Source organism: Pontibacter sp. T17, assembly GCF_057219875.1.
The window spans coordinates 1,079,772-1,091,558 of sequence record NZ_JBXVVW010000002.1; the positions used below are offsets into that span (position 1 = coordinate 1,079,772).

At 59.2% G+C, this 11,787-nt stretch carries 16 protein-coding genes; 13 read left to right on the plus strand and 3 right to left on the minus strand.

Annotated features, from left to right (window positions below; translation table 11 throughout):
- The first annotated feature begins 6 nt into the window (after positions 1-6).
- The 5 genes from AC2D8O_RS12745 to AC2D8O_RS12765 all read left to right on the plus strand — a co-directional run bounded on the left by AC2D8O_RS12745 (position 7) and on the right by AC2D8O_RS12765 (position 4,000).
- A complete protein-coding gene (locus tag AC2D8O_RS12745; protein ID WP_484679215.1) occupies positions 7-738 on the plus strand; it encodes a hypothetical protein in 732 nt (243 codons plus the stop codon).
- 111 nt (positions 739-849) lie between these two features.
- Entirely contained in the window at positions 850-1,614 is a 765-nt protein-coding gene (locus AC2D8O_RS12750) for a hypothetical protein (RefSeq protein ID WP_484679216.1), read from the plus strand.
- A 53-nt stretch (positions 1,615-1,667) separates the two neighbouring features.
- The gene (locus AC2D8O_RS12755) at positions 1,668-2,840 is read left to right on the plus strand and encodes an amidohydrolase family protein (protein WP_484679217.1); all 1,173 of its coding nucleotides are present in this window, start codon (positions 1,668-1,670) and stop codon (positions 2,838-2,840) included.
- Between the two features lie 66 nt (positions 2,841-2,906).
- Positions 2,907-3,482 (plus strand): DUF3109 family protein, encoded by a 576-nt coding sequence (locus tag AC2D8O_RS12760; RefSeq protein ID WP_484679218.1) that lies wholly within the window; start codon positions 2,907-2,909, stop codon positions 3,480-3,482.
- Positions 3,479-4,000 (plus strand): hypothetical protein, encoded by a 522-nt coding sequence (locus tag AC2D8O_RS12765; protein WP_484679219.1) that lies wholly within the window; start codon positions 3,479-3,481, stop codon positions 3,998-4,000. The genes AC2D8O_RS12760 and AC2D8O_RS12765 overlap by 4 nt, the downstream gene beginning before the upstream one ends.
- Positions 4,001-4,190: 190 nt before the next feature.
- Here AC2D8O_RS12765 and AC2D8O_RS12770 read toward each other — a convergent pair whose 3' ends face one another.
- Complete coding sequence (locus AC2D8O_RS12770) at positions 4,191-4,979, minus strand: hypothetical protein (RefSeq protein ID WP_484679220.1); 789 nt, start codon at positions 4,977-4,979, stop codon at positions 4,191-4,193.
- Between the two features lie 198 nt (positions 4,980-5,177).
- Between AC2D8O_RS12770 and AC2D8O_RS12775 the strand changes: the two genes are divergently transcribed.
- The gene (locus AC2D8O_RS12775) at positions 5,178-5,618 is read left to right on the plus strand and encodes a hypothetical protein (protein ID WP_484679221.1); all 441 of its coding nucleotides are present in this window, start codon (positions 5,178-5,180) and stop codon (positions 5,616-5,618) included.
- Here the strand turns inward: AC2D8O_RS12775 and AC2D8O_RS12780 are convergent.
- Both AC2D8O_RS12780 and AC2D8O_RS12785 read right to left on the minus strand, forming a co-directional pair.
- A complete protein-coding gene (locus AC2D8O_RS12780; protein WP_484679222.1) occupies positions 5,612-6,769 on the minus strand; it encodes a CAP domain-containing protein in 1,158 nt (385 codons plus the stop codon). The two genes, AC2D8O_RS12775 and AC2D8O_RS12780, sit on opposite strands and share 7 nt — an antisense overlap.
- Positions 6,770-6,849: 80 nt before the next feature.
- The gene (locus AC2D8O_RS12785; protein ID WP_484679223.1) at positions 6,850-7,380 is read right to left on the minus strand and encodes a gamma carbonic anhydrase family protein; all 531 of its coding nucleotides are present in this window, start codon (positions 7,378-7,380) and stop codon (positions 6,850-6,852) included.
- 117 nt (positions 7,381-7,497) lie between these two features.
- Between AC2D8O_RS12785 and rpsP the strand changes: the two genes are divergently transcribed.
- From rpsP to rny, 7 genes are all read left to right on the plus strand, one after another.
- A complete protein-coding gene (gene rpsP / locus AC2D8O_RS12790) occupies positions 7,498-7,998 on the plus strand; it encodes a 30S ribosomal protein S16 (protein ID WP_484679224.1) in 501 nt (166 codons plus the stop codon).
- 12 nt (positions 7,999-8,010) lie between these two features.
- Positions 8,011-8,601: a ribosome maturation factor RimM gene (gene rimM, locus AC2D8O_RS12795; protein WP_484679225.1), complete on the plus strand. Its 591-nt coding sequence runs from the start codon at positions 8,011-8,013 to the stop codon at positions 8,599-8,601.
- Between the two features lie 72 nt (positions 8,602-8,673).
- A complete protein-coding gene (locus tag AC2D8O_RS12800; RefSeq protein WP_484679226.1) occupies positions 8,674-8,907 on the plus strand; it encodes a hypothetical protein in 234 nt (77 codons plus the stop codon).
- Positions 8,888-9,364: a hypothetical protein gene (locus AC2D8O_RS12805; RefSeq protein ID WP_484679227.1), complete on the plus strand. Its 477-nt coding sequence runs from the start codon at positions 8,888-8,890 to the stop codon at positions 9,362-9,364. Before AC2D8O_RS12800 ends, AC2D8O_RS12805 begins: the two co-directional genes overlap by 20 nt.
- Positions 9,365-9,413: 49 nt before the next feature.
- A complete protein-coding gene (locus AC2D8O_RS12810; protein WP_484679228.1) occupies positions 9,414-9,725 on the plus strand; it encodes a hypothetical protein in 312 nt (103 codons plus the stop codon).
- 46 nt (positions 9,726-9,771) lie between these two features.
- Positions 9,772-10,080, plus strand: coding sequence for a cell division protein ZapA (locus tag AC2D8O_RS12815; RefSeq protein ID WP_484679229.1), 309 nt, complete (start codon positions 9,772-9,774; stop codon positions 10,078-10,080).
- Between the two features lie 64 nt (positions 10,081-10,144).
- A complete protein-coding gene (gene rny / locus AC2D8O_RS12820) occupies positions 10,145-11,707 on the plus strand; it encodes a ribonuclease Y (protein ID WP_484679230.1) in 1,563 nt (520 codons plus the stop codon).
- The last annotated feature ends 80 nt before the right edge of the window (positions 11,708-11,787 follow it).

The following is an 11,787-nucleotide window of genomic DNA, read 5'->3' on the forward strand; positions in this document are numbered from 1 at the left end:
CATTCTATGAAACGCTATATCGTATTGCTCACCGGCGTGGGCCTGCTCGCATTGGCCGCCTGCAACAACAGCCCTGAAGACGCCCCAACCGCACAAGCTCAGCTATCTGAGAAGCAACAGATTGAAATGGTCTCCAGAGTGCTGCAAGCCTCCGAGCAAGAACTCCCAGTCCACCCGGCGATTGAGCTTATGGGAGACTTCAAGGGCATTAGCCTCACTGCTGATGAGTTTCGGATCTACAAAGACCTCACCTCTTTCCGCATGTACGCCACCCAGCCCAAAGCCAACTGGAAAGACGCCGAGCAGAAACTGGCCCAGCTCACTGCTGACGCCAAAGTGCTGAAGGAGCAGGCCTACATCGTGCAGGTAGCCACCGCCTGCTACCTCAATGTGCTCATCAACGACCCCAGCGCCCCCAAGGAGAAAATCCAGTCCACCCTTGTAACCCTGCGCCAGGGCAACTACCGCGACGTGTATCTCTTTGCCCGTGGCCTGCAAAAGGTCTGGACGCTGGAAAAGAACCGCCCCGCCCAGCTGGACGAAATCCGCAACTACGCTTTGTGGGTAGCCGAGCAACCTGCGCCAAAGTTTGCTTCTTCCGCGCCAGTCGTAGCTCGCGAAAACCTCACCAGCCTTCAGCGCTCGCTTCAGGAGATCAGCGCCGAGGTAGAAGCCCGCAAAGCCGCTCATGACCGCCAGAACCAGGCCGAAGGTCTGCGCATCCTTCAGGCGCTCTGAGCCCACTATTTGGCTGGATCGTAATTAACAGGCGGCTCCAGAGTCGCCTGTTTTCCATATTGAATACCCCCTGAGTGAACATAATGGGCACAATCTTTCCCCCAATCCACCATGCTTGCCCGCACCCTTGTCATCTTTGCTCTTATAGCCCTGCCCGCCACCCTGCTGGGCCAGTGGCAAAGCGCCCAGCCCGTCTCCGGCGAACTGCCTGCTGAACGTATGGTACGCATGCAGGCTGCCGGCTTTGAAGCAATGGCCCGCATGCGTGCCAAAGCACCCATTCTCATGCCCAATCCCAGGCTGGTGCCGCCGATGGGAAATTATATGACCATGCCCCCGCGCGACCAGAAGGCCATTCGGTTTCAGTCTTTTGCATCGGCCTACATCACACAGGATTCGGCCACCCTCCGCGGCGCACGGGAAAACTACCTGAAGATGATGCAGCTGGCCGACAGCGTTTCCTTCCCAGACTACCTTCGGCAGATGGCCTCCGCTATCTATCTCAACGCACTGGTCCGCTACCCCGAGGCCCAACGCTCTGACATCGAGTCCTGCCTCATGCAGCTCCACCTCTCTGGCTACCGCGAAGCCCACGTAATGGCGCTGGGTCTGAAGCGCGTATGGCACACGCAGCCTGCCCGCCAGCACCTCTGGGAAGAAATCCGCCAGAAGTACCTCGTCCAGGCACAGGAGAATCTGGCCGAAGAGCCCCCGGCACCCTATACCCCCACCGCACAGGAAACCGCCGCCGCCCTCACCCTGCCGCCCCAGATTCGCGAAGCCCAGCGCAAAGTGGCCGAGGCTGAGGCCGTGTACGAGCAGCGCAAACGCACCGCCCAAGCCCAGGCCCTCGACATCCTCAAGGCGCTGAAGTAAGCCTGCCCAACTCTGCGGGTGTTCTCCACCGGGTTTGTGCCCATCTTTGCGGTATGCCCCGCTACACCGCTCCTGCCGTCCTCACCCCCGAGGGCCTTCGTGCCCACTGGACGGTAGACTGCACCGACGACGGCACCGTGCGGGCCCTGCACGACCACCCCACCCCCGACGCCCAGCCCCTCGACGGCATCCTCTCCCCCGGCTTTGTCAACGCCCACTGCCACCTCGAGCTCTCCCATCTCGCAGGTGCCATCCCATCCGGCGTAGGCATGGTCGGCTTCATCACCCAGCTGATCGGCATCCGCCCCAGCTACACCCCCGAGCAGGCCCAAGCCGCCGCACACGCCGCCCTTGAGCAGATGGCCCAGTCCGGCGTCGCGGCCATCGGCGACATCGCCAATGGGCCCGACAGCTTTCCCGCCAAGCTGGCTCTGGCCCACCGTGTGGCCGTGCACACCTTCGTCGAACTGCTGGGCGTAGACCCCGCCCGCGCCGAAGCTGCCCTGCAACGCGGCCGCGACCAGCTGACGCAGGCACCCACCCCCGCCTCGCTGGCGCCACACGCCCCCTACTCCACCTCCGAGGCCCTTTTCCAGCACATCTACCGCCACGCCGACAGTCTTCCCACCTCTCCCGGCCAGCGCCTCAGTCTCCATCTTCTCGAAAGCGAGGCCGAACGCGAGTGGTTTGCCCAGCGCACCGGTCCCTTCACTGGCTTCTACGACTGGCTGGGCCGCACCCTCGTCACCGACGCCCACTCGCCCCTTGACCACGCCCTGACGCCGCCCCCCGCCAGCCCTCTGCTGCTCGTCCACCTCACCGAGGCCACCGCCGCCGACCTCCAGCAGCTACAGGCTCTGGAAGCAAACGGCGCGCAGTTCTTCTACTGCCTCTGCCCCCGCAGCAACCGCTATCTCCATGGCAAACTGCCACAGGCGCCCCTCTTCCCGCTGCACGGCACCAAAGTCTGCCTCGGCACCGACAGCGCCGCCAGCAACTGGAGCCTCGACATGGTCCTGGAAATGGCCGAGTTGCAGGCTGCCTTCCCCGCCCTATCCACCGAAACCCTGCTCTTCTGCGCCACCCGCAACGGCGCCCACGCCCTCGGCATGGAACACACCCTCGGCACCTTCAGCCCCGGCAAGCGCCCCGGCCTGGCTCTGCTCTCCGGCCTCGACGCCCGGTTCCGCTTCACGCCCCAGACCACCAGCCGCCGTATTCTCTGACGCCCCCACATCCACTTTCGGCCCGCTCGTGCGTTACTTTGTGCATCCGGTCCATTCCCGCCTCTCATGATCATCGTCGGTAACGTCGTCGTGTCGGAAGACATCCTCAGCGAGCAGTTCGCCTGCAAGCTTTCCGCCTGTAAGGGCGCCTGTTGTGTAGAAGGCGATGGCGGTGCCCCCGTCGAGCCCGGCGAAATCGACCTCATGGAGCAGGCCTATGCCGACGTCCAGCACCTGCTCACCCCCGAAGGCCGGGCCGCCATCGAGCAGCAGGGCGCCTGGGTGCAGGCCGAAGACGGTGCGCTCGAAACCCCACTCGTAGGCGATGGCGGCCCCTGCGCCTACACCGTCTACGAAAACGGTGTGGCCTTCTGCGGAATCGAAAAAGGCTGGAAAGAAGGCCTCACCGCCTTCCGCAAGCCCATCTCCTGCCACCTCTACCCCATTCGCATCCACGAGGGACCGCAGTTCGAGGTGCTCCGCTACGACGTTTGGGACATCTGCGCCCCCGCCTGCGCCAACGGCCGCGACCTCAAGCTGCCCGTCTACCAGTTCCTCCGCGAGGCGCTGGAGCGCAAGTACGGCACCGACTTCTGGCAGGAGCTGCACGCCATCGCACAGGCCCGCCGCGCACAGTCATGACGCAGGCCCTCGACGATTCCCTCTTTGCCGCCTGGCTGAAGCTGCCCGCCCGCACCGGCCAGATGGAGGCCCGCCCCCTGCCTGTGCTGAAGCCCCACCAGCGCCTGCTTATCTCGGTGGAAGACGCCGACAGCCCGCTGACCGAACTCACAGAGCTCCTCGACGCACCTTTCACCCTGCTGGAAGACGCACCCCCGCCGCTGGTGCTGCTCCACTTTCTGCCGCCGGTGCAGCTGATGGAGGCCCTGCGCCGCTGCCGCTACGAGCTCGGCGTCTATCTCCCCGGCGACACCGCCGCCACCCCTCTACTGCCCCTGCGCAAGCCCTTTCGTCCCGCGCTGGAACTCCTCCGCCGCCTGCACCTGCTGGGCGCACAGCCCGCAGCCCTCTGCGAGCCCCACACCCACCGCGACCCCTTTCACCTGGCCCAGCTCATCGGCCCCATCGCCCACACCGTCTACCCCCTGCCCACCGACAGCCCACAGGCCGCGCAGCTGCTGGAATGGGTGAAGGGCTAAATAAGCACACGGCTAATAATCAATTACTTACCCACCATGTGTGGATAACTTACCCGGATCAATTAAATAGAGGGCGAACTCCTGGGGCGCAAGAGATTCCCAGGCTACGCATCACTACATGATGTAAATGTAGGATGGATTATTAATTAAACTGATTACAGAGTCTTTCAAAATGTTCATCAACTAAATGTCACAACTTCATTTTCATTGTAAACCGAATATGAAGAGCATTAAACGAATCTGCCATTTTGACTACACGCCCTCTATAATGCTGTTCATGTATTAATTTTCCATTTACTTCCTGTTGCACTAGCACTCCATACATTTTAAACTCTCCGCTATCTGTTGAACCGAATTGGATTGCCCCTCCTACATCTGCCAAAGTATTTAATTTTATTACTTCATATACTAAATCAGCAGGGTTTTTTATGACTCGAGACAAGGCTAGAAGGCTATCAGCTTCTTTTTTCCCACTTCCCATGTTAAAGTATTCACCATTTTGTTGCAATACCTCTTCTGCAGTAAAAATCAACTTCTTATTTTCCCCGTCCCATTGAGGACTCAATTTAAAGGCCTTATATTTTTTTGCATCCGGACAAAAAATAATTAACAAAATTTCCGCCAAACTATCTTCTCTAAGGAACCATAATTGAGGAACATACTCCTCGAGAATACCTTTAACTTCATTAATTAATACCAATACACTAACATCATTAACTAATTGAGTATCTTCTAACGCAGTCCGTAACCATTCAGCTATTGTGTAACCAATTGTGCTACTTCCGCTATAAGCTAAACCAGCAGAGTGACTATATTTTAATTGCGAAGTTTCTGTCCCGCTGCCGCTTGGAGAATAAATATTGATATTAAATTGAAATATTTTTATCCCAACGTCCGCAGTATTATTACCCCAAGAGAGTCTGGAGTCCGAGGCTACATCAATGAAAGAGCCTCTTCTAGATGCAGAAATGAGCGTCATAGCAATTTTAGTTAAAGTAAAAAAAGACAAAAAATGAAGAATTCAGGCCAAACATCCGAAATAGGACAAAATCTTGATTCCCTGCCGCATCTTTTGCCAGTAGTAAAATAACATTAAACATCGCGCAACTACGTTGTAAGTTATAGACTTTCTCGCTTTGCACTTGTAAACCTCCCATCTGCCTCGGAGGTTGCGCTCATGCAATCCTTCACACAACACCTTCTCGACCGCGCGCTTGTCCTTCAGCAGCGGCTCGAAACCCTCTTCCACCAGCAGATCGAAAAAGTGGAAACCACCGACCCGCGCGCCCTCCTCTCGCCCGAACGCGTGCGCACCCTCACCGGAGTCTCCAAGCTTTACCGCGACCAGACACTGCTCTGCGCCCGCCTGGCCACACAGGTGAACCGCGAAACCGCCGCCGCACAAAAGCAGCAGCAGAAAGAAGAAAAGGCAGCACAGAAAACAGCCAAAGCGGAACCGGCTCAGCCCACTGCCCCTGAGGAAACCCCTGCCCTGCCAGCCGCGCATACCCTGCCATTGTCAGCGCCCGTAGCCCCCACCGAGACCGAGCACACCAACACACTGGTAGACTTTTCAGGCTTCCTGCACCAGCGCCAGCATTTCCCCAAGCGTCAGTAACACGGCTCTGCCGAACTGGCCGGGCGGGTACTTACTGCCACCGTTGCCACAGTGTTGCCTTCATACCCAATGATGAGGCTGCCATAGCTGCGCGAATAAATCGCGTAGTTCTCAACCACCCGTGTAGGCTTGCCCAACTGGGTCTCCACTGCCGGGCGGGCCTTGCCCAGCAGCGGCGTCTTCTGCCGTCCTGCAAACCCCGACCGGATTTCGATGAAGTCGCGGCCCGTGTAGGCAAAGAACGTGTGGTCCAGGAAAAACACACCTCCGCCGCAGTTCAGATTGGGCGTAGCCTCCGACGTTTCGCCCGTGAAGCAGGGAAACGCCTGCTTGAACTGCGCCTGACTGGCATTTGGCGGCACGTTGTCCAGTGTGCCTTTGTCTATGTCAAACAGCAGGGTGGTGCAGCTGCCCGGGCCGTTCACGCTCACAGGAGTGTTGGTGCTGGTGGCCAGGCGCTGGTTGTTGCTGTTGCTGTAGTTGCTGCCAGCGGCAGCAGTACCCTGCGTACTGCCTGCACTTCCTGAGTTGCCTGTGCTGCCCGCAGCCCGGCCCGAAGTTGCTCCGGCAGCAGTCGTGCTGCTGGGCGTGCTCGTCATGTTTGTGCCGCAGGTGGCATTGTCCGGCACCGTGCTGAACCATACCACGGCATAGTTGCCGTAGATGCCCACGCCCATCGCCTGAAAGCGCTGGTTGGCCCAGATGCCGCTGTTCACCATCACGGCATTGTGGCCCGAACTGCCTTGCCAGGCCCGGAGCGCACCTTGCGGCTCGGCGCCTCCGCCGGCCATGTAGGATATTTCAAAACCATAGCCAGGGTAGCCCGTTATCTCCTTGGGCTTGTTCCACATGCCTGCCGCGTTGCGGTGGTCGCCATAGTAACACACGGGCGTCCAGTTGCCGTTGCCCGACCACGAGTGCATGTTGCACTCGCCCTGGTCCGGACGGTTATTCTGCAGATCGCGCACGTGCAGTTGCGCCACCTTGGTCAGCTGAGGGCTGTAAGGCACCGGCCCCAATCCCTTCTGGGAGCGGTAGTTGTTGATCAGGTCCATCAGCTGACGCTCCGCAGATGTCAGACAGCCATCCTGGGCATGGGCCATCAAAGACCCCACCAGGAAAACAAACAGGAGACCAAGGGCACGTTTCATGGAAGTCAAACTAATGCCTTTGAGCCAAAAGCGGGGAAGCACCCGCTGGACAATGGGTGATTTTGCCGCAGGTGCGGTAATCACTTGCCCTCCTCGGCCCCATCCATGAACCAGCCCGAATACATCACGTAGTTGTCGGGCAGGCGGTCCAGCAGTTCGCGCTGGGCCTCTGTCAGCGGCTTAATCTTCTTGGCGGGCACCCCGGCATACAGCCAGCCGCTTTCGCAACGGGTGTTTTCCAGCACCAGCGCCCCGGCGGCAATAATCACGTAGGGCTCTATCACGGCATGATCCAGCACTTTGGCGCCCATGCCAATCAGCACGTTGTCCTGCACATGGCAGCCGTGCACAATGGCCGCATGGCCTATGTTCACCCGGTTGCCAATCACCAGGTCGGCCTTCTGGTAGGTGCAGTGCAGCACAGCGCCATCCTGTATGTTGGTCTCGGCCCCAATGCGGATGCTGTGTACATCGCCCCGCACCACCGCCCCATACCACACCGAACACCGTGGCCCCATCACCACATCGCCCACCACTACGGCCGTTTCAGCCAGAAAAACATCTTCCGGAATCTGGGGCGTAAAACCCCGCACACTGCGTACAATAGCCATGCCGCAAGTTAAGTCGCCACAGGCATTTGGAATCACCGCGAAGCATGCTATCTTTGCCGTCCCAATTCAATTCGCCCAAGGCGGGACTCGTCCCCCGTCAACGGCTCTTTAAACACTATGCCAGTTAAACTTCGTCTTCGGAGACTCGGCCGTACGCACCAGGCATTCTACCAGATCGTAGCTGCCGATTCGCGTTCGCCGCGTGACGGTAAGTTCATCGAGAAGATCGGAACTTACAACCCTGTGACCGTACCCCACCAGGTAACGGTAGACCACAGCAAAGCCATGAAATGGCTGAAAAACGGTGCACAACCCACCGAAACCGTGCGCAGCATCTTCTCGCACGAAGGCATCATGCTGAAGCTTCACCTGCACCGCAAGGGCAAGAACGAAGCCGAAATCACTGCCGCTTTCGACAAGTGGTCTGCCGAAAAGACCCGCAAGAAAGAGCAGCTGGCCAACGCCGCCGCCCGCACCAAGGATGAGCAGAAGAAGGCCCGCATGGAAGCCGAGCGCAAGCGTCGCGAAGCTGTCAGCGCCCGCATCGCTGCTAAGAACACTCCGGCTCCTGCCGCTGCCGCCGAAGCTCCCGCTGAAGGCGAAGCCGCTGCCGAATAATTACTCCGCCGTATGGCCAGGCAGAAGCCCCTCACGCTGGACGACTGTTACCTGCTGGGGTACATTGCCAAAGCCCACGGTGTACGCGGGGAAGTCCGCGCGCAACTCAACGTACAGTCCCTCGAAGCCTATCGTGGCCTTGAGGGACTGTTGCTTTTGATAGACGACGAGCTCGTCTATCTCGACATCGAGCAGTTTCGTCCACAGGGGGGCGGCCAGGCCCTCATCAAGCTGGCCGAGGTAGACGACATGGACGCCGCCGAAGACCTCCGCGGCTGCATCATCTACCTGCCTCTCGCCGCCCTGCCCCAACTGCCCGACACCCAGTTCTATTACCACGAAATCATCGGCTTCCGCGCCCATGATGCCCGTTTCGGCGACCTAGGCCTCGTGCAGGACGTCTTCGAAATGCCCGGCCAGGACCTCCTCCGCCTCCAGCACCCCTCTGGCCGCGAGGTGCTCGTCCCCATTCTCGATGCCACCGTGCCCCGCGTAGACCGCAAAGCCCGCATCGTACACACCACCGTACCCGACGGCCTGCTGGACATCTACCTCCACACCGGTCCCGAAAAGCCCGACACCGCCGCGGACGACGCCCAGTAGCGTCCACCCCATACGGTTATTCCGTCGTTTTCGTTACTATTGTGACGTTATTATAGATACATAGCTCTGGTTATGACTTTAGACTGGCTGAAAGCAAAATGTACCGATGCTGCTCCCTTTTTCAAGGGTATGGCTTCAGCCTTTGACGTATTCGGCTTAGGACATGAAGCCCCAAAAACCACTATGCCTAAGGCCAAGTCTGGTTTTTACCAATACAACTTGTCGATTGGAAAGTATTTCGAGAAAGTAGGTGGATATATGGCCCAGCAGATGGCTATCTTTGAGGATGAACACAGGTCATCCTGATTTCTCTCGCCGCCCAAGTCCTCCTACTCATACAGACGATTCAGCTTCTGCTGATAAGCCACGTGGCAGTTTGGTTGCGCAAACCGTAAGCCTTTCCTATCCGAGCCCTTTACCGCCTCCCAACATATTGGAAGAATATGCCCGGATTGATCCGAGCATTGTAGAATGGTTGAAGAAGCGGGTCGAATTGGAGCAGGGCTCTTCAATAGAGAACGAGCGCGAGCAGCGCCGCATCTATGAGCAAGAGCTACTGCTTGATAATCAACGGAGTACGAGAGGGCAGTGGCTGGGATTTACGATTGCCGTGCTCGCACTTGCTTTGGTTGGTTTTGCTATTGGTATCAATACAGGTGCCGCTTGGCCCGCAACTGCTGTGGGAGCATTGGTGCTGCTGCTGATTGGCATGGCTGGCCGATTGCTTACCGTTCGGTCAAATCGCAAGCAGGGGCAAAACTGATTTCCTCCCCGTTTCGGCGTACCTTTGTCCCACACACACTGCAAGGGGCATGGCCGCCGATACTCCCCCACTCGACTATGAAGACGTACGCGCCGTCAGCGACCAGCTCGCCGACAAAGTTCGCGTGCTCAGTCAGTTGGCTGGCGCCCTCCAACAGGAAAACCGCCTCCTGCACCAGACCGTCACCACCCAGAAGCGCGAGCTCGCCGCACAGCAGCGCGAAATTCAGACGCTCCGCACTCAGCTGGAAAGTGCTAACTTAGAGCGCGCAACCGACGTCAGCCGGTCTGCCGAACTCAAATCCCATCTGGATCACCTGATCGCCCAAGTGGACGACTGCCTGGCCCAACTCGGCGAATAGCCGACCCCGCCCGGCGGAACTCCCATATAGACCCTCCTCCGCCGGTATGCCTGCCTCCCGCGACTTCAACCTCACCCTCCTCAACCGCACACTGTCCGTGCAGGTGAAGCCGGGCGAGGAAGCGACCCTCCAACGGGCCGCCACCGTGGTGCAGGAAAAGGTGGCCGCCTACAAGGCCTCCTACGGTGTCTCCGACGACGTGTACCTGCTGCTCATGTGCTGCCTCGATTTGGCGCTGGATGCACAGCAGGCCCTCGCGCAGCAGGGGAAGGACTTTGGCGAACTGGGCGAACAACTGAAGGCTACCCTGGCCCTCGCCGATTCGGCGCTGGCCAACCTCGGCCACCGCAGTTGACCACTGGCGATCCGCCTGTTCGGTAGTCCGGGTATGCTTCGGCGCACTCGATATACCCCACCCCATGGAAATCCTCATTTATCTTCTTGTCGGCATCGGGGGCCTCGTGCTGGGCCTGCTGATTGGCCGCTTCCTGCTCGCGCAGGTATATGGCAAGCTCGAAACCGCTGCCCGCGACCGTGCTGAAGCCATTGTCAAGGAAGCCGAAGCCGCCGCCGAAAACCTCAAGCAGAGCAAGCTCATTGAAGCCAAAGCCAAGTTTCAGGAGCTCAAGAGCAAGCACGAAGAAGAAACCAGCGAGCGAAACCGCACCCTCCGCAGCAACGAAGACCGCCTGAAGCAGAAGGAGAAGGAAGTGCAGCAGCGCGCCGACCAACTGAAGAAAGAACGCCAGGAGCTGGAGCAGCAACTGGACCAGATCAAGCAGCAGCAGGAGGCCGTGCGCATGCGCCATGATGAAGCCGAACGCCTGCGCAACCAGCAGGTAGAGCGCCTGGAGAAACTGGCCCAACTGACCGCCGCCGAAGCCCGCGAACTCCTCCTCGACAACCTGAAGGAGGAAGTACGCAGCATGGCCAACGCCCAGATGAAGGACGTGATAGACCAGGCCAAGGCGCAGGCCAACCGTGAAGCCAAACGCATTGTGCTTCAGAGCATTCAGCGGACGGCTGCCGAGCACGCCATTGAAAATACGGTGTCGGTGTTCCACCTGGAGAACGACGAGGTGAAGGGCCGCATCATCGGGCGAGAAGGCCGCAACATCCGCGCACTGGAAGCCGCTACTGGCTGCGAAATCATCGTGGACGACACACCCGAAGCCATCATCATCTCGGGCTTCGACCCCGTGCGTCGTGAAATTGCCCGTTTGAGCCTGCATCGCCTGGTTGGCGATGGCCGCATACACCCTGCCCGCATTGAGGAAGTGGTGACCAAGACCACCAAAGCCCTCAACGACGAGATTATGGAAGTGGGCGAGCGCACCTGTATAGACTTGGGCATCCACGGCCTGCACCCCGAACTGGTGCGTTACGTGGGCCGCATGAAATACCGCAGCTCCTACGGCCAGAACCTGCTGCAACACAGCCGCGAAGTGGCCAACCTCAGCGCCATCATGGCCGCGGAAATGGGCCTGAACCCCAAGCTGGCCCGCCGTGCCGGTCTGCTGCACGACATCGGCAAGGTGGCCGAGGAAAATCCCGAACTGCCCCACGCACTGCTGGGCATGGAGCTGGCCAAGAAGTTCAAGGAACACCCCGAAGTGTGCAACGCCATTGGTGCGCACCACGACGAAATCGAGATGACGAGTCTCATCAGCCCCATCATCCAAGCCTGCGACGCCATCAGCGGTGCACGCCCCGGGGCCCGTCGCGAAATCATCGACACGTACATCAAGCGCCTGAAGGACCTCGAGTCGCTGGCTCTGTCGTACCCCGGTGTGGAGAAGACGTTCGCCATTCAGGCGGGCCGCGAGCTTCGCGTCATCGTATCCAGCGACCGCGTGAACGACGAGCAGGCCGACGTGCTGGCCTTCGAAATCTCGAACCGCATCCAGAACGAGATGCAGTACCCTGGCCAGATCAAGGTGACGGTCATCCGCGAGAAGCGGGCCGTGAGCTTCGCCAAGTAACTGGCTTACACCCCTATACAGAACAGGAGAGGCCCCACCGGCTTCTCCTGTTTGCGTTTATTGGCTTGGCAGAAGCCCCC